This window comes from Bradyrhizobium sp. HKCCYLRH1034 (genome assembly GCF_051168375.1).
GTDB lineage: Bacteria > Pseudomonadota > Alphaproteobacteria > Rhizobiales > Xanthobacteraceae > Bradyrhizobium.
This window is the reverse complement of the sequence record NZ_JBNPUW010000006.1, coordinates 41964-64261: the sequence shown is the minus strand read 5'-3', so window position 1 is coordinate 64261 and position 22298 is coordinate 41964. Positions and strand designations below refer to the sequence as shown.

The 22298-nt window shown below is 64.7% G+C and carries 21 protein-coding genes and 1 tRNA gene; 19 read left to right on the top strand and 3 right to left on the bottom strand.

Features of this window, described 5'->3' with window-relative positions; genetic code table 11:
- Positions 1-47: 47 nt before the first annotated feature.
- The 4 genes from ACQR0W_RS15780 to draG all read left to right on the top strand — a co-directional run bounded on the left by ACQR0W_RS15780 (position 48) and on the right by draG (position 3218).
- Positions 48-602 carry a glycine-rich domain-containing protein gene (locus ACQR0W_RS15780; protein WP_315752198.1) on the top strand — a complete coding sequence of 185 codons (555 nt, stop codon included), beginning with the start codon at positions 48-50 and terminating at the stop codon, positions 600-602.
- 2 nt (positions 603-604) lie between these two features.
- Entirely contained in the window at positions 605-1426 is an 822-nt protein-coding gene (locus tag ACQR0W_RS15775) for a TIGR04222 domain-containing membrane protein (protein WP_316169591.1), read from the top strand.
- A gap of 64 nt (positions 1427-1490) precedes the next feature.
- Complete coding sequence (locus tag ACQR0W_RS15770; RefSeq protein WP_316169592.1) at positions 1491-2315, top strand: NAD(+)--dinitrogen-reductase ADP-D-ribosyltransferase; 825 nt, start codon at positions 1491-1493, stop codon at positions 2313-2315.
- 12 nt (positions 2316-2327) lie between these two features.
- Entirely contained in the window at positions 2328-3218 is an 891-nt protein-coding gene (draG, locus tag ACQR0W_RS15765; protein ID WP_316169593.1) for an ADP-ribosyl-[dinitrogen reductase] hydrolase, read from the top strand.
- Positions 3219-3305: 87 nt separating this feature from the next.
- Here the strand turns inward: draG and hisC are convergent, their stop codons facing one another.
- Positions 3306-4373: a histidinol-phosphate transaminase gene (gene hisC / locus ACQR0W_RS15760; RefSeq protein WP_316186631.1), complete on the bottom strand. Its 1068-nt coding sequence runs from the start codon at positions 4371-4373 to the stop codon at positions 3306-3308.
- Positions 4374-4707: 334 nt separating this feature from the next.
- On the opposite strand from hisC, the gene ACQR0W_RS15755 reads away from it, so the two are divergent.
- From ACQR0W_RS15755 to ACQR0W_RS15720, 8 genes are all read left to right on the top strand, one after another.
- Positions 4708-6081, top strand: coding sequence for a tyrosine-type recombinase/integrase (locus ACQR0W_RS15755; RefSeq protein WP_316169642.1), 1374 nt, complete (start codon positions 4708-4710; stop codon positions 6079-6081).
- Positions 6082-6502: 421 nt separating this feature from the next.
- Positions 6503-6796 carry a helix-turn-helix transcriptional regulator gene (locus ACQR0W_RS15750; RefSeq protein ID WP_315715391.1) on the top strand — a complete coding sequence of 98 codons (294 nt, stop codon included), beginning with the start codon at positions 6503-6505 and terminating at the stop codon, positions 6794-6796.
- A gap of 12 nt (positions 6797-6808) precedes the next feature.
- Complete coding sequence (gene hyfB / locus ACQR0W_RS15745; protein ID WP_316169595.1) at positions 6809-8824, top strand: hydrogenase 4 subunit B; 2016 nt, start codon at positions 6809-6811, stop codon at positions 8822-8824.
- Positions 8815-9768 (top strand): respiratory chain complex I subunit 1 family protein, encoded by a 954-nt coding sequence (locus ACQR0W_RS15740; RefSeq protein ID WP_315715389.1) that lies wholly within the window; start codon positions 8815-8817, stop codon positions 9766-9768. The genes hyfB and ACQR0W_RS15740 overlap by 10 nt, the downstream gene beginning before the upstream one ends.
- Positions 9769-9770: 2 nt before the next feature.
- On the top strand, positions 9771-10436 hold the full coding sequence (locus ACQR0W_RS15735; protein WP_315715388.1) for a hydrogenase-4 component E: 666 nt from the start codon (positions 9771-9773) through the stop codon (positions 10434-10436).
- On the top strand, positions 10436-11884 hold the full coding sequence (locus ACQR0W_RS15730) for a hydrogenase 4 subunit F (protein WP_315735705.1): 1449 nt from the start codon (positions 10436-10438) through the stop codon (positions 11882-11884). Before ACQR0W_RS15735 ends, ACQR0W_RS15730 begins: the two co-directional genes overlap by 1 nt.
- Before the next feature lie 5 nt (positions 11885-11889).
- A complete protein-coding gene (locus tag ACQR0W_RS15725) occupies positions 11890-13401 on the top strand; it encodes a hydrogenase expression protein HypE (protein ID WP_316169596.1) in 1512 nt (503 codons plus the stop codon).
- 14 nt (positions 13402-13415) lie between these two features.
- Positions 13416-13946, top strand: a complete 531-nt coding sequence (locus tag ACQR0W_RS15720; protein WP_316169597.1) for an NADH-quinone oxidoreductase subunit B family protein — start codon at positions 13416-13418, stop codon at positions 13944-13946.
- Between the two features lie 212 nt (positions 13947-14158).
- Here the strand turns inward: ACQR0W_RS15720 and ACQR0W_RS15715 are convergent.
- Together ACQR0W_RS15715 and ACQR0W_RS15710 are read right to left on the bottom strand one after the other, a co-directional pair.
- Positions 14159-14235 (bottom strand) — tRNA-Arg (locus ACQR0W_RS15715).
- Positions 14236-14506: 271 nt separating this feature from the next.
- Positions 14507-15982, bottom strand: coding sequence for a sensor histidine kinase (locus tag ACQR0W_RS15710; protein WP_315715364.1), 1476 nt, complete (start codon positions 15980-15982; stop codon positions 14507-14509).
- A gap of 513 nt (positions 15983-16495) precedes the next feature.
- Here ACQR0W_RS15710 and rpmH point away from each other — a divergent pair.
- From rpmH to ACQR0W_RS15675, 7 genes are all read left to right on the top strand, one after another.
- Positions 16496-16630, top strand: a complete 135-nt coding sequence (rpmH, locus tag ACQR0W_RS15705) for a 50S ribosomal protein L34 (RefSeq protein WP_006609582.1) — start codon at positions 16496-16498, stop codon at positions 16628-16630.
- Between the two features lie 31 nt (positions 16631-16661).
- Entirely contained in the window at positions 16662-17072 is a 411-nt protein-coding gene (rnpA, locus tag ACQR0W_RS15700) for a ribonuclease P protein component (RefSeq protein ID WP_315715363.1), read from the top strand.
- A gap of 22 nt (positions 17073-17094) precedes the next feature.
- A complete protein-coding gene (gene yidC, locus ACQR0W_RS15695; protein WP_316169598.1) occupies positions 17095-18960 on the top strand; it encodes a membrane protein insertase YidC in 1866 nt (621 codons plus the stop codon).
- A gap of 145 nt (positions 18961-19105) precedes the next feature.
- Complete coding sequence (gene yihA, locus ACQR0W_RS15690) at positions 19106-19765, top strand: ribosome biogenesis GTP-binding protein YihA/YsxC (protein ID WP_315715361.1); 660 nt, start codon at positions 19106-19108, stop codon at positions 19763-19765.
- Positions 19762-20133: a DUF423 domain-containing protein gene (locus ACQR0W_RS15685; RefSeq protein WP_315752203.1), complete on the top strand. Its 372-nt coding sequence runs from the start codon at positions 19762-19764 to the stop codon at positions 20131-20133. The genes yihA and ACQR0W_RS15685 overlap by 4 nt, the downstream gene beginning before the upstream one ends.
- 75 nt (positions 20134-20208) lie before the next feature.
- Positions 20209-21105, top strand: a complete 897-nt coding sequence (gene argB, locus ACQR0W_RS15680; RefSeq protein WP_012047096.1) for an acetylglutamate kinase — start codon at positions 20209-20211, stop codon at positions 21103-21105.
- Between the two features lie 80 nt (positions 21106-21185).
- Positions 21186-22250, top strand: coding sequence for a DUF1036 domain-containing protein (locus ACQR0W_RS15675; RefSeq protein WP_316186630.1), 1065 nt, complete (start codon positions 21186-21188; stop codon positions 22248-22250).
- Positions 22251-22298: the final 48 nt, after the last annotated feature.

Sequence of the window (22298 nt, the reverse complement as noted above, 5' to 3'; positions counted from 1 at the left end):
CGCATCTATGCTAAGGTGCTGCCGTGCACGATCTCCGGGAGCCTTCGGTGCGACGCGCGCAGGTCAAGGTCGATGTCCAGGCCGACGAGCCGGACTGGGCACCTGCGCGACAGGACTTATGGCAGCGCATTGCCGCGCATGATTTCGAGCCGGATACGCCGTTCAACTTCACCCAGCGGTTGGCGCGCGACCATGGCTGGAGCCTCGATGAGGCCCGGGCCGCGATCGAGGCCTATCGCCGCTTCTGCTTTCTCGCGATGGTTTCGCCGACGCCGGTGACGCCCAGCGAGGTGGTTGACGAGGTCTGGCACCAGCATCTGATCTATTCGCGCGACTATTGGGTGATCTGGTGCGGCGAACGGCTCCAGGCCCCGCTGCATCATGATCCGACGCCCGGCGGACCGCAGGCGCAGATGACCTACCGCCGGCAATATGCCGAGACGCTGGCACTGCATGAACGCTTCTTCGGTCCGCCCAGCCCCGATCTGTGGCCTGCGACACACATCCGCTTCGCCGGACCGCGCTATCACGTCACCGACCTCACCCATTGGCTCATTCTGCCCCGGCCCCGCGCATGGCTGCGGCGGCTGTTCAGGAGATGAATATGGCGCTCAATCCGTTCGACTGGACGGCCGGCCCATTCCTACTCGTCTACATCGTTCTCGGCGCCATCATTTTCCTCAAGGCCTTCGCTCTACGCGGCACGATCGGCCCGGCCGCGGCCAAGCCCCAGCCGCCTTTGAACGAGCTCGAGCTGGCCTATCTCGCCGGCGGCGCGCCACGTTTCGGCGATACCGTGCTGCTCGGCTTCGCTGCGAACGGCGCAGCAACCTTCACCGCCCGCGATCACAAGATAACAGTGACTGATCAGACGTCGCTGGCGGCGCTGATGGACCGTCCGCCGCGGCTTGCATTCCGCCCGGAGATGACACGGCAGGAATTCCAGCAGGCGCTTGCGCCGCTTGCGGCGCGCATTCAGGCGCGGCTGGAGGCTCTCGGCTATGCACCGACCGACAGCCAGATGGTGGCATTCCGCAAGACCGTGTTGCCATTCGTCGGCGCGCTCATCCTGTTCGGACTGATCAAGGTCCTCGTCGGCGCTTCGCGGCAACACGACGTAGGCTTTCTAATACTACTACTCGGTCTTACGGCGCTGGGCGCGGCGATGATCGCAAAGGCGCCCTCCCGCACATACGCCGGCAACGAGGTGCTGCGGAGCTATCAGGCGACGCATGCGCGCGCAGCCCGCGCCCCGCGCGAGCATGAATTGCTACTGGCCGTCGCACTGACCGGCGCGGCGGTGCTGTCCGGCACCGCCTACGCTTCGGTGCTGGCAACATCCAAGGCGCTGAGCAGCAGTGGCGGTGGTTGCGGCGGTGGCGGTTGCGGAGGTGGTGGTGGAGGCGGCTGCGGCGGTTGCAGCTGACAATCAATCGCTCTTCGCCGGTGTCACCGCCGTAGACTTTCCTGTTCGCATCCGACGCGGCATCATGCGCGTCATGAACGACGAAGCACGGCGCGGCATCGGCCATTCGACCAATCTCGTGGGACGTCCCTCGGAATGGCTGGCGAGCTGCGCCTTCAACGACAGCGCGGCGCCGCTGCACATCTGGGGCGTCACCGAGATGAACCCCAGCCTGTTCACGATGCTCGCGCAGGCGGAGCATCTCAACGAGGCCGGCCAGGCCTTCTCGGCCTACATGATGGCGATGTTCGGCCTCGATCCCGAGCAACGCGCCGCGACGTCCGGCGGCCAGCGGCGTTTCCGCTCGTCCTTCCTGCGGCTGATCCAGGGCTGGGGCTTCGACAGCAACGGCCCGGAAGGCGCCGTGCTCAAGGGCTGGGTCGAGAGCCGGTTCGGCCTCGGTCCGTCCTACCACAAGGAGATCATCGAACGCGTGGCAAGCCGGGCCTGGACGACCTATGTCCAGGAGAAGATGTCGAGCCGCTTCCACAACAATGCGATCTGGGTGCAGCTCGATCTGCTGTTCGAATTCTGCCAATGGGCGATCCGCCGCTTCGCCTTTCCAGGCGAGACGCATCTGACGCTGCATCGCGGCGTCAATTCGTTCGACGAGCATTGGATCGTGGCGCGAACAACGCGGCGCGAGGCGGTGGTCCGGCTCAACAACCTTGTCTCGTTCTCCTCCGACCGCGACACTGCGGGCTGCTTCGGCGACATGATCCTCACCGCGCGGATTCCCGTCAGCAAGATCGTGTTCTTCAACGGCCTGCTGTCGTCACATGCGCTGAAGGGCGAAGGCGAATACCTCGTGATCGGCGGCGACTGCCGCGTGAGCGTCGACTATGTGTGAGCGGATCGCAGCATGACCGCACCCGACGTCGAGGAACGCGCGCTCGCGGCCTATCTCGGCTTTGCCATCGGCGACGCGCTCGGCGCCACCGTCGAGTTCATGACCCGAGGCGAGATCGTCGCGCAATACGGCGTGCATCGCGACATCATCGGCGGCGGCTGGCTCAAGCTCAGGCCGGGGGAGGTCACCGACGACACCGAGATGTCGCTGGCGCTGGGACGCTCGCTGATCCGCAAGCGCGGCTTCGACGCGCGCGACGTCTGCGAGGAGTTTGCCGCCTGGCTCCGGACCGGGCCGGCCGATGTCGGCAACACCTGCCGCCGCGGCATCCGCCGCTACGTCATGCACGGCACGGTCGAAGGCGTCTACGCCGAAGGCGACGCCGGCAATGGCGCGGCGATGCGCGTGCTGCCGGTGGCGCTCGCGACGTTGGAAGCACCGGACAACGCCGAGACCTGGACGCTGGCGCAGGCACGCGCCACGCACCATCATCCGCTGTCGGACGACGCCTGCATCGCGCTGGTGCGCATGACTCACGCCTTGCTGCTGGGTGAGGGCCAGGACGCCGTCCGCCGCGAGGCCGATGCTCTGATCGGCAAGCACCGCGCCTTCAGCTTCGTCCCCTATCCGGGGCGGAGCTCGGCCTTCGTCGTCGACACCATGCAGACCGTGCTGCACCACTATCTTGCCGCCAACTCGTTCGCCGAATGCCTCGTGCAGACCGTCAACCAGGGCGGCGATGCCGACACGACGGGTGCGCTCGCGGGCATGCTGGCCGGCGCCACCCATGGGCTGGCGGCGATTCCTGCGCGCTGGCGCGACAGGCTCGACCGCGACGTGGCGGCGGACATTGAGGTGCAGGTGCCGCGGCTCTTGGCGATTGCGCGCGCGATTCGGGCCTGATGTCTTGGAGCAATGGCATCCAGACGTCGCAGAGTGTGCCGGCTGTGGCGGATCGGCTCCGACCGATCGTCGTCTCAGCCACGGCCCTCAACCATTCTGCGCCAACACCTCGCGCAGCGCGTCCGTCAGCCGCGCGAGCTCCGTCTCCGAGCCGATGGTGATACGCAGATAGTCCGCGATCCGCGGGGCGGTGAAATGGCGGACGAGCACGGCGCGCTGGCGCAAGGCTGCGGACAGCGCCTGGCCGGAATGGTCCGGATGCCGGGCGAAGACGAAGTTGGCGCTGGACGGCAGCACCTCGAAGCCGAGACGAACCAGCGCGGCGGTGAGGTCCGCACGGTTCTTCATGATGGCCGCGCGCGCCTGCTGGAAATGGGCGTCGTCCTCGATCGAGGCGATCGCGCCGGCCTGGGCGGGGCGGCCGAGCGGGTAGGAGTTGAAGCTGTCCTTGACCCGCGTCAGGCCTTCGATCAGCGCGGCATCGCCGATCGCGTAGCCGACGCGGAGTCCTGCGAGCGCGCGCGATTTCGACATCGTCTGCACCACCAGCAGGTTGGGATGCTCGGAGATCAAGGGGATCGCGGTCTCGGCGCCGAAATCGACATAGGCCTCGTCGATGACGACGACCGCGTCGCTGCGGGCAGCAACCAGCCGTGCGATCTCGGCACGCGACAGCGCAATTCCGGTCGGTGCGTTCGGATTGGCGATGATCACCGGGCCGGGGCGGCCGACATAATCGTCGATACGCACGCGCATCTCGGCATCGAGCGGAACGGTAGTGGAGTCGATTCCGAGCAGCCGACAGTAGACCGGATAGAAGCTGTAGGTCATGTCCGGGAACAGAAGCGGCGCCGGCTGCTTCAGGAGCGCCGCGAAGGCATGCGCCAGCACCTCATCGGAACCGTTGCCGACGAACACCTGCTCGGGTGAGACCTTGTGATAGGCCGCGAGGGCCTCGCGCAGCCGCGTTGCCTGGGGATCGGGATAGAGGCGCAAGGTGTCGGCCGCGGCGGCCCGTATGGCCTCGATCGCCTTCGGCGAGGGCCCGAACGGACTCTCATTGGTGTTGAGCTTGACCAGGCCCGGGATCTGCGGCTGCTCGCCGGGCACATAGGGCGACAGCCGATGAACGAGCTCGGACCAGAAGCGACTCACGATTGTTCTCCTGCGCACCCGAGATCCGCCGATCGACGCATCGATCGGAAGCGATGGACGTGCGAACTGAACGTGGTGTGGATCATCGGCAAATGGCGCGCCCGGAACGATTCGAACGTCCGACCCTCAGATTCGTAGTTCAAAAACATTGCTTCGCCACGCTATCCAACTGTACGCCACAGCGCAACGATAGACGCAAAAGTCCTTAATTTCGAGCCTTTTATCGCCCATCCTCCTACAAGGTCGGGGTCGAACCGTCGAACTCCCCGATTTGCCAAAACCGTTTGAAAAACCGTTTTAGTTTCGGAGCGCTCCGACGGCCGATGTCCGCCTCCTGCTGACCGACAAAGAAATCGCTCGCCTGCCGACCCCGAGGAAGGGCTGGTATCTGGCGCGCGACACCGAACTGAAGGGCATCTTCGTCGTCGTCGGAAAGCGGAAACGAACCTTTACCGTCCAAGGCGACCTTCGCGAGGACGGCAAGCGAGCGACGTCGATCCGGGTCGCAATCGGCGACGTCAAAGAACTCTCGACAAGGACGGCCCGAGCGACTGCCAAAGAATATCTTGCTCAGATAAGCCGGGGTCAGCATCCCAAGGCCGGGTCGAAACCGAGTCGCGTCGCGGCCAGCGGGGATAGCCCGACCGCGCATCAATCCGGCGGCATCACGCTCAGGCAAGCGTGGGAGCGATATCGCGACGCCCACATGATTAGGAAAGGCCGTAGCGAGCGCACAATCGAGAGCTATCGGGATCACGTGGAACGAATCTTCATCAAATGGCTCGATACGCCATTGGAAGATTTGGGCCGCCACCCAGCAAAGGTGGTCGAGAGACATGACGAAATCACCAAGGAGAACGGGCCATATATTGCGAATGGAAGCATGCGCACTCTCCGGGCCATCTATTCCCACGCCCGCAAAGCCAACAAGACCTTGCCGCCCGATAATCCCGTCGGGGCTATCGACTGGAATGGAGAGAAGCGACGCGACACCGGAATGGGGCCCGGTGATCTGAGGGCCTGGTTTTCCGAATTGTCGGCTTTGGACAATCCGATCCGCCGTGAATTCCATCTCTTCACGCTGCTTTCGGGATGTCGGCCCACCGCGTTGCAGGAAACCACTCCGGGCAATATCGATTTCAAGAGACGGATCCTGCACATTCCGAAGCCCAAGGGCGGCGCGAAGCGGGCCTTCGACATTCCTCTATCTCGGGAAATGATCCGCTGCCTGATCCGAGTCATGCGCTTTGGACATCAGATGCATCCGTCGCACGCCCGCCAATGGATATTCCCGGCCGACAGCGTGTCGGGGCACATAGTCGAGCAGAAAGAAGATCGGGCCACGCTGTCGAAATGGGGTAACGATCTACGGCAGAGCTTTCGCACCATCGCCGCCGCAGCCGGCGTGTCGGAGTTCGATGCAAAGCTGCTGATGAACCACGCAATTCCCGGCGTGAACGCTGGCTACATCACTCGCCCTAAGCTGCTGGAGGATCACCTACGACGCCAACAACAAGCGATCAGCAGTGCGGTATTTGCGGCATTGAATGCGAATAGCCCAAATATCCGTCCGTGGCCAAAATCCACCAACTCGCAACTTCTCAACCCACGTGCCCATGTTATCGCTGACGACATTCGCGGGCAACACGGGCTGAAGTCAGCGATCGCGGAACAGCAAGAGCTCACTCCGTGGGAGAGAGGTGCTTAGTGTCGGCTCCTAGACGCGCGAAACGTGTGTAGCGATCCGCTCTTCTGTATAGATGACGGCACAAGCTCCCCTGTGGCGGAGAGAGTATCAGTCAATCTCCATTGAAAGAGAACGCATTTTCGTTCTTCCCCGACCCAAACCCACCAATTGAGCTACGGCCGGAGAATAGGGTTTGGCCCCCGACAACGACCTGTTCTGCCAATAATCCGTCATCGCCGAAAGTCCATCAAGCGAGTCGATCAATGGCGGCCTGCAATACGCACCCTCCAATGCGTTGATGCCTGGGACAAAATCTTCGGCAAATGAGGTCTCGAACATCAACATAGCTATACAAAACAACTTCATTGGTATAATTGAGCGAGCAGCTAGCACTTTTACGTGCAGTATTGATGTACCAAGTATCAGTACTGGCATCTCAACGATGATCACCGCAGCACAGCTCCGCGCGGCCAGGGCGCTTCTTGACATCGACCAGCGCCAGCTTGCCGAACTGTCTGGCCTTTCGGTCCCCACGATCCAGCGTATGGAAGCGAGCGAGGGGGTCGTGCGCGGCAACGTCGATTCCTTGATGAAATTGATCGAGGCGCTGAGCCAGAGCGGTATCGAACTGATCGGCGACGGAGCCGCCAGTCAGACCGGAGGCCGCGGAGTCCGGCTCAAGGAGCCCGCACTCTCCGACTCGCGCCACGTGAAGGGTATGGCGAAAAGGGCATAGGATCCAATTGAGATGAGTGTCGTTGCATTCCTCATGCTCTGCGCAGCGGCGATGTTGGGGGTTGCGCTGTTGGCGGTAGCCGTCTCGCGCGGGTATGCGGCGACCCGCATCATCTACGGCGCCATGCTGGCGCTGTGCAGCGCGGCGACGGTTTTTTCGCTTCTCGCGCTTGCCGGCCATGCCGGCGCTCCGACCGACCTCGTTCTGCCGCTCGGCCTGCCCTGGATCGGCGCACACTTCGCGATCGATGCGCTCGCGGCCTTTTTTCTCGTTGTCGTGAATATCGGCGGCGCCGCGGCGAGTCTCTACGCGCTCGGCTACGGCGCACACGCGGAGGAGCCGCATCGCGTGCTGCCGTTCTTTCCAGCCTTCCTCGCCGGAATGAATCTGGTCCTGCTGGCGGCTGATGCCTTCAGCTATCTGTTGTCCTGGGAGTTCATGTCACTGGCCTCCTGGGCGCTCGTAATCGCGCATCATCGCGATCCCGAGAACAGACGCGCCGGCTACGTGTATCTGATCATGGCGAGCCTCGGCACGCTCGCGCTCCTGCTCGCCCTCGGCCTGCTCGCCGGGCCGGGCGGCAGTTACGACTTCGAGACAATCAGACATGGCGTGCGAACGCCGCTGACGGCTGCGATGGTCCTCGTACTGGTCCTGATCGGTGCAGGATCCAAGGCCGGGCTGGTGCCGCTGCATGCCTGGCTGCCGCTTGCGCATCCGGCGGCGCCAAGTCACGTTTCGGCTCTGATGAGCGGCGTGATGACGAAAGTCGCGATCTACGCCTTCATCCGCATCGTATTCGATCTTGCTGGCGACCTGCCCTGGTGGTCGGGCGCGCTACTGCTCGCGATCGGCAGCCTGAGCGCGGTCCTCGGCGTGTTGCAGGCCCTGATGCAGGACGACGCCAAGCGGCTGCTCGCCTATTCGACCATTGAAAATATCGGCATCGTCTTCATCGGGCTCGGCCTCGCGCTGTCGTTCCGAGCCGACGGCATGAATGCGGCGGCCGCGCTGGCCATCACGGCGGCCTTGTTGCACGTGCTCAACCATTCCCTCTTCAAGAGCCTGCTGTTCTTCGGCGCCGGTGCGGTGCTGACCGCAACCGGCGAGCGCGACATGGATCGTCTCGGCGGATTGATCCACCGCATGCCGGTGACGAGCTTCCTGTTCCTGGTCGGCTGCATGGCGATCTCGGCACTGCCGCCACTGAACGGTTTCGTGTCGGAATGGCTAACCTTCCAGGCCGTGCTTCAGAGTCCCGACCTGGCGCGATGGTTGCTGAAGGTCATGGTGCCGGCGGCAGGCGGCCTGCTCGCGCTCGCAGCAGCGCTGGCGGGCGCGACCTTCGTCAAGGCCTTCGGTATCACCTTCCTCGGCCGTCCACGCAGCACGGAAGCGGGACAAGCAACGGAAGTGGACCGCTTCTCGCTCTCGGCCATGGCGGCACTTGCCTTGCTCTGCCTGATCACCGGCATCGTTCCGGGCTTCATCATCGATGCCATCGCCCCGATCACGCACCAGCTTGCCGGCACGGCGCTGACGACTCAGGGGAGCCGGCCCTGGCTCACGATCGTGCCGGAGGCCGAAACCGGCAGCTCCTATAACGGCTTGCTCGTCTTTCTCTTCATCGCCACGTCCGCGCTGCTGGCGGTGTGGGCCATCCACCGCTTCGCCTCGCACGCGATCCGCCGCGGCCCGGCATGGGATTGCGGCTTTCCCGATCCCAGTCCGCTGACGCAATATTCCGGCTCGAGCTTTGCCCAGCCTATCCGCCGCGTGTTCCTGGCGCGGACTCCTTTTACGAGTGAAGAGGTCACCATGCCCGCGCCCGGCGACACACGCGCCGCCCGCTTCACACTGACGATCGCCGATCCGGTGTGGGACTGGCTCTACGAGCCGGTTGCCGGCGCCGTCGAACGCGCCGCGCTCCAGCTCAACAAACTGCAATTCCTCACCATCCGCCGCTACCTCAGTCTTGTCTTCCTCTGCCTCGTGCTGCTCTTGCTGGTGCTGGCGATATGGAGCTGATCTCCGCCCTTCTCGTTCAGGTCTCGCAGATGATGCTGGTGCTGCTGGCGGCGCCGCTGCTGACCGGCTTCATCCGCAAGGTGAAGGCGCGTCTCCAGCGCCGCCGCGGCCCGCCGATCGTGCAGCCCTATCGCGATATCCTACGGCTCCTGAAGAAGGAGGTCGTGGTCGCGGACAATGCCTCGTGGATATTCCGCGTCGCGCCCTATCTGATCTTCGCGGCGACCTGGGTCGCCGCCGCGCTGGTGCCGACCTTCGCCAAGGGTTTGCTGTTCAGCTGGTCCGCGGACCTCATCGCCATCATCGCGCTGCTCGCCAGCGCGCGGTTTTTCCTCGCGCTCGCCGGCATGGATATCGGCACCGCCTTCGGCGGCATCGGGGCGAGCCGGGAAATGATGATCGCCTCGCTCGCCGAGCCGGCCATGCTGCTGGTCGTCTTCACCATGGCGCTGGTCGCGCACTCGACGCAGCTCTCGGCCGTGGCCGATCTGTTCGCCTCGGGCGTCGGCCTGCGTGTCTCGCTGGGCCTTGCGATGGTCGGGCTGATCATCGTCGCCATCGCCGAAAACGGCCGCGTTCCGGTCGACAACCCGGCGACCCATCTCGAACTCACCATGGTGCATGAAGCCATGGTGCTGGAATATTCAGGTCGCCACCTCGCCATGATCGAACTCGCCGCCGCGGTCAAGCTGCTGCTCTACATCTCGCTGATCGGCTGCATCTTCGTGCCGTGGACGCTGGCTGCGCCCAGCGCGAGCACCGCAAGCCATCTGACCGGATTTACCGGCTATCTCGCCAAGCTCACTGTGTTCGGCTTTCTGCTCGGCGTGTTCGAGACCGCCATTGCGAAGATGAGGGTGTTCCGCCTACCGGATTTCATCGGCGCTGCCTTGATGCTCGGCCTGCTCGGCACGCTGCTGTTGTTCGTGTCGAGGAGCCTCTAGCAATGGCGCACGGACTGACATTCGACGTCGCGCACCTGTTGGCGGGCAGCCTGTTGCTGGTCAGCTTCCTGATGATCACACAGCACCGGCTCTATGCCCTGCTCAACGCCTTTGCGCTCCAGGCCGTGCTGCTCGCGATGTCGGTCGCCTGGCAGGCCCACGTCCAGAGCGCGCCGCATCTCTATGTCACCGCCATGATCGCGCTGGTCTTCAAGGCCGTGGTCGTGCCGGTCGGGTTGCATCGCATCATCCAGCGGCTCGGCATCCATCGCGAGATCGAAACCGTGATCGGCTCCGGAACGACCATGCTGACCGGCATGGGACTGGTCGCGCTCTCAATGACGGTCATGCTGAAGGTCACCCCCGCCGCCGATCCGCTCGCGCGCGAGGACCTCGCCTTCGCGCTGGCGGTCGTACTGCTCGGCCTGTTGATGATGGTGAGCCGGCGTAACGCTGTGAGCCAGGTGGTCGGCTTCATGTCGCTTGAAAACGGGCTGGTGCTCGCAGGCACCGGCGCGCGCGGCATGCCGCTGGTGGTCGAGATCAGCGTCGCCTTCTCGATCCTGATCGCCTTCTTCGTGATCGGCGTCTTCCTGTTCCGGATCCGCGAGCGCTTCGATACCGTCGATGTCCAGGCGCTGGATCGCTTTCGCGGAGAGCGCCGATGATGTTGTCCACCAACGAGGGCGTCGTCCTCGTCACCGTCATTCCGGTCGTCTCGGCCGCTGTGCTGGCCCTGCTTCCCGGCTATCGGCTGTCCGCGCGCCTCAACGTGCTGGCGTCGGGGTTGACCTTCGCGGCCTCGCTCTCGATGTTCTTCGCCGATCACATCCAGCCCGGCTCTTACCTGTTCGTCGATGAACTCAACATCGCGTTCATCGTGCTCAATACCTTCGTCGGCTTCACCACCAGCGTGTTTTCGGCAAGCTATATCGGCCACGAGCTGGCGACCGGGCGGCTGACGCCTGCATACTTGCGTTTCTACCACGCCATGTTCCAGGTCATGATGGGCGGGATGAATCTCGCGCTGACCGCCAACAATATCGGCTTGATGTGGGTCGGCATCGAACTGGCGACGCTGACGACCGTGCTGATGGTCGGCATCTACCGCACCCATGAAGCGCTCGAAGCCGCCTGGAAATATTTCATTCTCGGCAGCGTCGGCATCGGGCTCGCGCTGTTCGGTACCATCCTGGTCTACATGGCTGCGCTCCCCGTGGTGGGCGAAGGCATCAACGGCATGGTCTGGACGGTGCTGGTCGCGCATGCCTCGCAGTTCGATCCGGCGCTGATCAACGTCGCCTTCATATTCCTGCTGCTCGGCTACGGCACCAAGGTGGGGTTGGCGCCGCTGCACGCCTGGCTGCCGGATGCGCATGCGGAAGGGCCGACGCCGATCTCCGCGGTGTTGTCCGGCCTCCTGCTCAACGTCGCACTCTACGCAGTGCTTCGTTTCAAGATCGTGCTGGCAGCCAATCCGAGCGCGGTGGCTCCTGGACCCCTAATGGTGACACTCGGTCTGGTGTCGCTGGTGTTCGCCGCCTTCATGCTCTACCGGCGGCGCGACATCAAACGCCTGTTCGCCTATTCCTCGATCGAGCACATGGGGATCATCACCTTTGCCTTCGGGATGGGCGGCCCGGTCGCCAATTTTGCCGGGCTGCTGCACATGGTGATGCACAGCCTTACCAAGTCGGGAATCTTCTTTGCCGTTGGCCATGTCGCGCAGATCAAGGACACGCAGAAGATCGCCGATATCCGCGGCCTGACCGCGACCCATCCGGCGCTCGGCTGGAGCCTTGTGATCGGTGTCGTGGCCATCGCCGGATTGCCGCCGTTCGGCGTCTTCATGAGCGAATTCCTGGTCGTGACCTCGACCTTCGCGCGCGAGCCGCTGCTTGCCATCCCACTCGTGTTCGGCATCCTGCTCGCGCTCGGCGCGCTGTTCTATCATCTCAACGGTATCGCCTTTGGCGTGCCGACCGGGAGCACTGCGCCATCGGATGCCTCCTACATGCCGATGATCGTGCATTTCGGTCTCGTGCTGATCGCCGGAATCTTCCTCCCGCCCACGCTGGTCACGTGGTTCCGGCACGTCGCCGATATTCTGGGGTGATCGCAATGGGCCTCGACGAACTCCTGCGCCAAGGCGAGCTTGCATCGAGCCCCTGTCCCTGGCCGCGCGCCGTCGTCGGCGTCGCGACCTGGAACGAGGCGATCGCGGGACTTGCCGGCGCCGACTGGGAACTGCTCGGCCTTTGGGGTGAGGCGGATCGCGTTCACATGGCGCTGCTCGATGCGCCGAAGACTGTGGCCGGCATCATCACGCTCGATTGCCCGACCCGCCGCTATCCGTCGGTCGGTCTGCACCACCCACCGGCACTTCGGCTGGAGCGGACCATCCGCGATCTCCGCGGCCTGGAGCCGCAAGGCCTGCCGGACCCGCGCGCCTGGCTCGATCACGGCAATTGGGGCCTGCGGCATCCGCTCGCTGCGAAGCCCGAGCCGACGCCGATCGACAAGACCTATGCGTTCCTTCCTGTCGAAGGCGCCGGCCTGCATCAGATTCCGGTCGGCCCGGTCCATGCCGGCATCATCGAGCCCGGCCACTTCCGCTTCACCGCCAACGGCGAGACCGTGGTGCGGTTAGAGCCTCGGCTCGGCTATGTGCACAAGGGTATCGAGGGCCTGATTGCGGGCGCGAACCTTGCGAAGGCGGGCAAGCTCGCAGCGCGCGCCTCCGGTGACAGCACAGTCGCCTACGGACTGGCCTTCGCGCGCGCGGTGGAGGCTGCGTTGGGGGTAGAAGTTCCGCCGCGCGCGCACCATCTGCGCGCGCTGATGGCGGAGCTGGAGCGTCTCGCCAATCATCTCGGCGATTTCGGCGCAATCTGCAACGACGCTTCCTTCGCCCTGATGCTGGCCCATTGCGGCGTGTTGCGCGAGAAAGTGCTGCGCGGCGCGGGCAATGTTTTCGGGCACCGCCTGATGCGCGACTTGATCCTGCCCGGCGGCGTTGCGACCGATATCAACCAGGATGGCATCCAGGCGATCCGATCGCTGGTGAGCGATATCCAGGCACGCTTCCCAGCCCTCGTCGAACTCTACGACAACACGGCCTCGCTCCAGGATCGCACCGTCAACACGGGCACGGTGAAGGTCGATCTCGCCCGTCAATACGCGCCCGGCGGCTTCATCGGCCGCGCATCGGGCCGCGCCTTCGACGCGCGCAAGCATCTTGCCTACGCGCCCTATGACAAGCTCGCCTTCGAGATTCCTGTGCTTGAGGCCGGCGACGTCAACGCGCGGGTGTGGATTCGCGTTCGCGAGATCGAGCAGAGTCTAAGGCTCGTCACCCAATTGCTGGAGCGGATGCCGCAGGGCGAGTCGCGGATCAATCTGCCCATGGCCGGAGAGGCTCGCGAGGGCATGGCGCTGGTGGAGGGTTTTCGCGGCGACATCCTGGTCTGGCTCGCGCTCAATGCCGACAACAGCATTGCGCACTGCCATCTGCGTGACCCTTCCTGGTTCCAATGGCCGCTGCTGGAGGCCGCGATCCAAGACAACATCGTTGCCGATTTCCCGCTCTGCAACAAATCGTTCAACTGCTCCTACTCGGGCCACGACCTCTAGGGACGCCCATCCAGATGAGAAAGCTGCTGTTCCAGAGTCTCGTGCAGATGCCGTTAACGGAGCCGGCGCCGTCGGCCGACGACCGGGCATTTGCAGAAGTGGGAGCTGCGCTGGAGCGGGCGGCCCGCCGACGCCTTGGCCGGTCGCTGTCGATCCGCGAAGTCGACGCCGGCTCCTGCAACGGCTGCGAGCTGGAAATTCATGCACTCAACAACGCCTATTACGATCTCGAACGCTTCGGCCTCCGCTTCGTCGCCTCACCGCGCCACGCGGACGTGCTGCTGGTGACTGGGCCGGTGACGAAGAACATGCGCATGGCGCTGGAGCGGACCTACAACGCAACACCAAATCCGAAGTGGGTCGTGGCCGTGGGCGACTGCGCCCACGACGGCGGGTGCTTCGCCGGCAGCTATGCCGTGGTGGGGGGCGTGGGAGAGGTCGTGCCGGTCGATCTGCATGTCCCGGGGTGCCCGCCCGCTCCGCTCGAAATTCTCCGCGGGCTACTGGCTCTTCTCGAACGCGTTGCTTCGGCCATCACGCCGTAGCTATCTCGACGGCTTCGATGATTTATAGGACCTCAGAGGCATTGGCGGAGAGGGCGGGATTCGAACTCCCGTTAATTCTCCGATCTGGACGCAATCTTTTTGCCAGGAGCGGCACCGTCCACAAGCATGGACGTCACACACCAAAACCGTTTGAAAAACCGTTTTAGTTTTCAAATCTCAAACGGTGATCTTGGCTAAGCTATTGATTTGAATGGCGCGCCCGGAACGATTCGAACGTCCGACCCTCAGATTCGTAGTCTGATGCTCTATCCAGCTGAGCTACGGGCGCGTTTTTCGCATTTGGCAGGCTCCGGGCCAGGGGCCGGATCCCGGAAGGCCGGAGCGGCAAACGCCGGCAGGCCTCGCGAAGGGCCCCTGACTAACGGCTCGGAGACCGCTTGGCAAGGCTGGAGCGGGACATTTTGCGACCATTTTTCCGCAGACGCGCCGGCGCGGTTCGGCATGGCCGGAGCGGATGGGCTTCGTTCCGACACGCCAGGAGTTCCGCGCTCGACGCCTGCGGCATCGCCCGCCGGAATGGCAGGTGAGGCCGATCGGGTTCAGGCGCTGGCGCGCTCGGTCCAGAAGGTCTGCAACTCGACAGGACGGTCGGGGATCGTGATTCGGAAGGTCGCCCCCAGGGTCCCTTCGACCAGTTGGATGTCGCCATCATGGGCCCGGACCAATTCGGCCGCAATCGCAAGGCCCAGCCCCGAGCCGCCCGGACGACCGGCACCGCGGAAGGCCTCGAACAGGTGCTCCCGCACCTTCGCCGGGACACCGGGACCCGTGTCCGAGACCTCCAGGATCGCCACCCCGCCTTCGCGGCGGCCGGTGATGCGGATCTGGCGCACGCCGGCGTCCGCCGCGAGGCTGTCCAGGGCCTGGGCGGCATTGCGCACCAGGTTGAGCAGCACGCGGAACAGCTGGTCGGGATCGGCATCGATCTTCAGCCCGCGCTCGATCGCCGCGATCCAGGTGATCGAGGCATCCGGCGACAGGCCGGCGGTCTCTCGCACCTCGGCGACGACGGGCTCGACCACCACCATGCGGCGGTCCGGCGCCGGCTCCTGGACCTTGCCGTAGGACAGCGTCGACTGGCAGAACGCGATGGCGCGCTCCAGCGAGCGCATCAGCTTCGGCGCGAAGCGCTGCACCCGCGGATCCGGCACGCTGGCGAGCTGGTCCGACAGCAGCTGCGACGAGGCCAAGAGGTTGCGCAGATCGTGGTTGATCTTGGACACGGCGAGGCCGAGCGCGGCGAGCCGGCTCTTCTGATGCAGCATCGAGACGAGGTCGCGCTGCATGTCGGCGAGCTCGCGCTCGGCGACGCCGATCTCGTCGGAACGCTGGCTCGGCACGATGATTCGCGCCACGCTCTCCGGATTTTCGTGGAAGCCGACGAGGCTCGCGGTGAGACGCCGCATCGGCCGCACAAACAGGAAATGCAGGGCAAGATAGACCAGCGCCGCGGTCAGCACCGCCAGCAGCAGCGACACGCCGAGCAGGTTGCGCGAGAACCGGTACATCGCCTTGCGCAGCGGCTTCTCGTCGGTGACGACCTCGATGAACTGGGCTCGGCCGGGCGCCGGTCCGATCACCCGCATGGTGTGGTCGCCGGTCTCCGTCATCATCGTCAGCGAGTTCACGATCGACGACCACGCCGTCATGTCGCGCATGTCGAAGTCGTGGTCGATCGAGGCGGGCAGGTCGGCGCTCGCGAGCAGACGGCGCTGCTGGCCCATCTTGATGGCGACGCCGCGCGCGTTGATGGAGGTGAGGATCTGCCGCGCCAGCGAATCCGGCACCATGCCGGACGGTGCGGCGTCGAGCACCAGGGCAGCGGTATTTGCGGCCGCCAGGCGGTCGTTGAGCCGGTTGGTCCAGAAATTGGCGATCGCCGGCACGTAGATCAGCACCTCCGCGATCATCACCAGCGGAATGGTCAACAGCAGCAGCTTTCCAGACAAGCCGAGCCGCCGCGACCGTTTCGGTCGCAGGCGCTCCAGGATTGGCTGGTTGTCGCTCTCGGTCACGTATCGCCCTTGTAAGAGACACCCCACCCTTACGGGACCGCAAGATGGGACTGCACCGGAGTCCGGTCAAATTACGGATCGCTCATGTTCCGGTTTCCAAATCGTTCATAATGGAACCCGAAACTGCACGATCTCTGACGTCTTCAACCCCGCCGCGCCGAAGCCATTCTTGCCTTCGTCGTGTGCGCAGGGTCTTGTGCGCAGGGACTTGCGTTCTCGTCCTGCCTCGTGTCGTTCGCGACGCTGATCTACGGCTGGTGACGAAGGTCTTGACGAGATCTCGGCGTCGTCGATCCCTGCACCGCCTATGACGTCTTGCCGCGATTGACGAAGGCAGGACGCTCCCTTATAAGCCGCGCCAACCGTCCGCGATGACCCGGCTCGCCCGGGAGCGGCTCGATTTCAGGGCCGGCAGCGGTCCATTTCGGGCCCGTAAACATCATCGGACATCAATCGACATTTCAAGCAGGCAAGTTGTCAACTGGCAAATTGCCCGTCAGCGGAGAACGACCCGTGAAGCGGACTTATCAACCCAGCAAACTGGTGCGCAAGCGCCGTCACGGCTTCCGCGCCCGCCTCGCCACCACCGGCGGCCGCAAGGTCCTTGCCGCGCGTCGCGCCCGGGGCCGCAAGCGTCTCAGCGCCTGAAGCCAGGGCGTCTGTCCCGGAGATTTCCATCATGGATCGGCTACGGCAGCGGGCGGACTTCCTCGCCGTTGCCGATGGCGTGCGGGCGAACAGCCCTGCCTTCGTCGTCCAGCGCCGGGAACGGCCGGACCGGGGCCCGGTCCGGATCGGCTTTACCGTCACCAAGAAGAATGGCACCGCCACGGAGCGTAATCGCATCCGTCGGCGGCTGCGCGAGCTTGTGAAACGGCTCGATCCCCTGTCGATGCGGCCGCACACTGACTACGTGCTGGTCGGCCGGCGGGATGCCCTGTCACGCGACTTCCAGACCATGCTCGCCGATCTCCAGGCGACGCTCCGCCGCCTCGACCGGCCGCAGGCCAAGCCGCAGCCGCGCAAGCCGTCGGATGCGGACAAGCCAAACGCTCCCGCACCGGACGCGCATTCCCGCAAACCGGATTGAACGACGAGACGATAAGAAAACGATGACCGACAATCGCAACACCATCCTCGCCGTCATTCTGTCCGGCCTCGTGCTGATCCTTTGGCAGGTCTTCTACAACGGACCGCAGATGGAGAAGCAGCGCGCGCAGGCCCAGATGCAGGCCGAGCTCGCCAAGAAGCAGGCGCCGGCAACGCAGCCCGACAGCGCCGCGCCGTCGGCCACCCCGCAGCCGGGCGCGGCCGCGACCGGCAGCCCGAGCGCGCCGGGCGGCGCCGTGACCAGCACCAGCGTGATGCCGCGCGACACCGCCATCGCCGCCACGCCGCGCGTCAAGATCGACACACCGCGGCTGACCGGCAGCATCTCACTCAAGGGCGCACGCATCGACGACCTGGCCTTCGTGCAGTACCGCGAGACGGTCGATCCGAAATCGCCGGCGATCGTGCTGTTCTCCCCGTCCAACACCGCCGAGCCCTATTACGCCGAGTTCGGCTGGGTGAACGCCGCCGGCGCCAAGGTGCAGGTGCCCGACCAGAACACCGTCTGGCAGCAGGACGGCTCGAATGCGCTGACGCCGTCGACCCCGGTGAAGCTGACCACCACCAACGGCGACGGCCTGACTTTCCAGCGCACCATCAGCGTCGACGATCACTATCTCTTCACCATCAAGGACGACGTCACCAACGCCGGCAACGCACCGGTGACGCTGTATCCCTACGGCCTGATCTCGCGTCACGGCACGCCGCACGTGTCGGGCTATTACATCCTGCACGAAGGCCTGATCGGCTATCTCGGCGAGAAGGGCCTGCAGGAGTTCACCTACAAGAAGATGGACGACGAGAAGGCGGCGAAGTTCGACGTCACCAATGGCTGGCTCGGCATCACCGACAAATATTGGGCGGCGGCGCTGTTGCCGATGACCGATGCGCGGCTGCAGGCAAACTATTCGTCGAAGCTGGTCGACAACCAGCATCGCTACCAGACCGACTATGTCGAGACCCCGCAGACGGTGCCGGCCGGCGGCTCGGCCAGCGTCTCCACCCGGCTGTTCGCCGGCGCCAAGGAGGCCGGCGTGGTCGGCATCAACTTCCCGATCGGCGGCCTCGGCGGCTACAATCAGAAGCTCGCGCTGAACCATTTCGATCTCTTGATCGACTGGGGCTGGTTCTACTTCCTGACCAAGCCGATGTTCCTGGCGCTCGACTTCTTCTTCCGCTTCTTCGGCAATTTCGGCGTCTCGATCCTGCTGGTGACGGTGCTGGTGAAGGCCTTGTTCTTCCCGCTGGCCAACAAGTCCTACGCCTCGATGGCCAAGATGAAGGCGATCCAGCCGCAGCTGCAGGCGCTCAAGGAGCGCTATCCGGACGACCGGATGAAGCAGCAGCAGGAGATGATGGAGATCTACAAGAAGGAGAAGATCAACCCGGTCGCCGGCTGTCTCCCGGTCGTGCTGCAGATCCCGGTGTTCTTCTCGCTCTACAAGGTTCTCTTCGTCACGATCGAGATGCGGCACGCGCCGTTCATCAGCTGGATCAAGGATCTCTCGGCTCCGGATCCGACCAATCTGTTCACGCTGTTCGGCCTGATCCCGTTCGATCCGACGCAGCTGCCGCTGTTCGGCCATTACCTCGCGCTCGGTATCTGGCCGATCATCATGGGCATCACGATGTGGTTCCAGATGAAGCTGAACCCGACGCCGCCCGATCCGACCCAGGCGATGATCTTCAACTGGATGCCGCTGATCTTCACCTTCATGCTCGCGGGCTTCCCGGCCGGCCTCGTGATCTACTGGGCCTGGAACAACACGCTGTCGGTGCTGCAGCAGGGCTTCATCATGCGCCGCAATGGCGTGAAGGTGGAGCTGTTCGACAACATCCGCGGCACGTTCAAAAAAAAAGCGGCGTGACGAGTAAGGCGGCGTGAGCCGCTGAAGCAACCAACCATCTACCGTCATGGCCGGGCTTGTCCCGGCCATCCACGTTTTGATATCCCGCGCAATGGGCGTGGATGCCCGGGTCAAGCCCGGGCATGACGAAGAGCGAGGCCTTGTCATGACCACCAGCCACGACACCGACGAGCGCCTGATCGAAAAAGGCCGCAAGCTGTTCGCCCAATCGTGGCGCTTCACCCATGCATCTCCCTCGATCGAAAGCCTGCCGCCGATGGGGGCGATCGAGGTCGCCTTCGCCGGCCGCTCCAATGTCGGCAAGTCCAGCCTGATCAACGCGCTGACCGGCCAGAACGCGCTGGCGCGCACCTCGCATACGCCGGGCCGCACCCAGGAGCTGATCTTCTTCGAGGGGCCCGAGCATGCGCCGCTGCGGCTGGTCGACATGCCCGGCTATGGATATGCCGCCGCGGCGAAGACCAAGGTCGCGTCCTGGACCGAGCTGATCCACAAATTCCTGCTCGGCCGCGCCTCTCTCGCCCGCGTCTATGTGCTGATCGATGCCCGTCATGGGCTGAAGGAAGTCGATCAGGAGATCCTCAAGACGCTGGACCGGTCCGCCGTCAGCTATCAGCTCGTCCTGACCAAGGCCGACCAGATCAAGCCGGCTGAGCTCGCAAGCCGGATCGCCGAGACCGAGGCCGCGCTCGCCAAGCATCCGGCGGCGTTTCCTCACGTGCTGGCGACGTCGTCACGATCCGGCACCGGCATGCCGGAGCTGCGTGCCGCCATGGTGCGGCTGCTGGAAGAGCGCAGCACATGATGACGCCGTGGCGAATCCTGGTCGCAATGGCCGGGCTGATGGGCGCCGCCGGCGTCGCGCTGGCGGCCAAGGCCGCGCACGAGCCCGACGCAGCGCGGCTCGCGACCGCCTCCACCATGCTGCTGTTCCACGCCTGCGCCCTGCTCGGCACCATCGCGCTGGCAGAGCGCGGCGTGGTTCATCGGCGCATCGGCCTGGTCACGGCGATCGGCTTCGTGCTCGGCCCGGCCCTGTTCGCCAGCGACCTCCTGATGCGGCAGTTCACCGGCGACCGGCTGTTTCCGTTCGCGGCGCCGATCGGCGGTAGCTTGCAGATCGCGAGCTGGCTCGCACTCGCGGTCTGCGCGCTGTGGCCGCGGCGGGCGTGATCCGGCGCTTTGCGCCGCGGGCGGCAATCGGCTAGAACGCGGCGCGACGCCCCCGACAGCCGAGACCTCCCAGACATGACCGACGCGACCACCATCAGCCCGCTCGATCAGGCCCGCATCCTGTCCGAAGCGCTCCCGCACATGCAGGAGTACGACGACGAAACCATCGTCATCAAATATGGCGGCCACGCCATGGGCGACGAGGACACCGCAAAAGCGTTCGCGCGCGACATCGTGCTGCTGGAGCAGACCGCGATCAATCCGGTGGTGGTGCATGGCGGCGGCCCGCAGATCGCGACCATGCTCAAGCGCCTCGGCATCGTCTCCGAATTCGCCGCCGGCCTGCGCATCACGGACGCGGCGACGATCGAGATCGTCGAGATGGTGCTGGCCGGCTCGATCAACAAGCAGCTGGTCGGCTACATCAACGAGGCCGGCGGCAAGGCCGTCGGGCTGTGCGGCAAGGACGGCAACATGGTGCGCGCGGTCAAGGCGACCCGCACCATGGTCGATCCTGACAGTCACATCGAGAAGGTGGTCGATCTCGGCTTCGTCGGCGAGCCGGACAAGGTCGATCTGACGCTGCTGAATCAGCTGATCGGCTACGAGCTGATCCCGATCCTCGCACCGCTTGCGACTTCGAAGGAAGGCCAGACCTTCAACGTGAACGCCGATACGTTCGCCGGGGCCGTGGCCGGTGCGCTGAAGGCCAAGCGCCTCCTGCTGCTCACCGACGTGCCCGGCGTGCTCGACAAGTCGAAGAAGCTGATTCCGGAATTGTCGGTGAAGGACGCACGCAAGCTGATCGCCGACGGCACCATCTCCGGCGGCATGATCCCGAAGGTCGAGACCTGCATCTACGCACTCGAGCAGGGCGTGCAGGGCGTCGTCATCCTGGACGGCAAGGTGCAGCATGCCGTGCTGCTCGAGCTGTTCACCAACCAGGGCACGGGCACGCTGATCCACAAGTGAGCAGCCACCACCATCTCTCGCCGTCGTGGCCGGGCTTGTCCCGGCCATCCACGTTGTTCGGCGAGTTCGGAGCGAGAAAAATGGATGCCCGGGTCAAGCCCGGGCATGACGATGGGGAGAGAGCGGGGCGTATCAAACCCTTCCGGACTCGCGCTCCGCTCAGCCTCACTGTGATCCTTCTGGCCTTGTTCGCCTCCCTCACCCCCGCCCGCGCCGACCTCAAGCTCTGCAACCGAATGAGCTACGTCGTCGAGGCCGCAATCGGCATCGACGAGAAGGCGGCAACCGCGACACGCGGATGGTTCCGGCTCGATCCGGCGACCTGCCGCGTGGTGCTGCAGGGGACGATGACCGCCGACCGCATTCTCCTGCATGCACGCGCGCTCAGCCTCTACGGCGCGTCGCCGCTCGCCGAGAACGGCAACGATCAGCTGTGCGTGGCGGCGGACAATTTCGTCATCGCCGCCGCCCGCCAGTGCCGCACCGGTCAGACGCCGGCGGCGTTCACGCAGGTGACGCCGAGCAAGGCCGACGACGGCACCCTGATCGCCTATCTCGCCGAGAGCGCAGAATATGACGACGAGCAGGCGCGGCTCGCCGGCATCCAGCGGCTGCTCGGCATCGCCGGCTATGACGCCTCGCCGATCGACGGCGTCGACGGGCCGAAGACGCAAGCCGCGCTCGCGGCGTTCCTGAAAAGCCGCGGGCTGTCATCCGACGTCGTGTCGCAGCCGAATTTCTTCGCGACCATGGTGGACGCGGTGCAGACGCCCTCCCCCACCGGGCTGACCTGGTGCAACGACACCCCGCACAAGGTCATGGCGGCGGTCGGCACCGACGACGGCCGCACCGTGGTCAGCCGCGGCTGGTACCGCATCGATGCCGGCAAATGCCTGCATCCCGACATCGCCGGGCAGCCGAAGAAGGTCTACAGCTTCGCCGAGGCGGTCGACGATGAGAACCGCACCATCAAACTGAAGAACAAGCCGCTGAACTGGGGCGGGCTGGTGCAACTCTGCACCCGCGAGAACAAGTTCGAGACATCAGAGCAGGGCGACTGCCCGAGCCGCGGCTTCACCGCCACCGGATTCACCGCCGTCGACATCACCCGCGGCGGCAAGACGCTGCGCTTCGCGTTGCCGTGATGGGCATAGCGACGTTGCCCACGTTGCCACCACACCCACAGCTGTCAT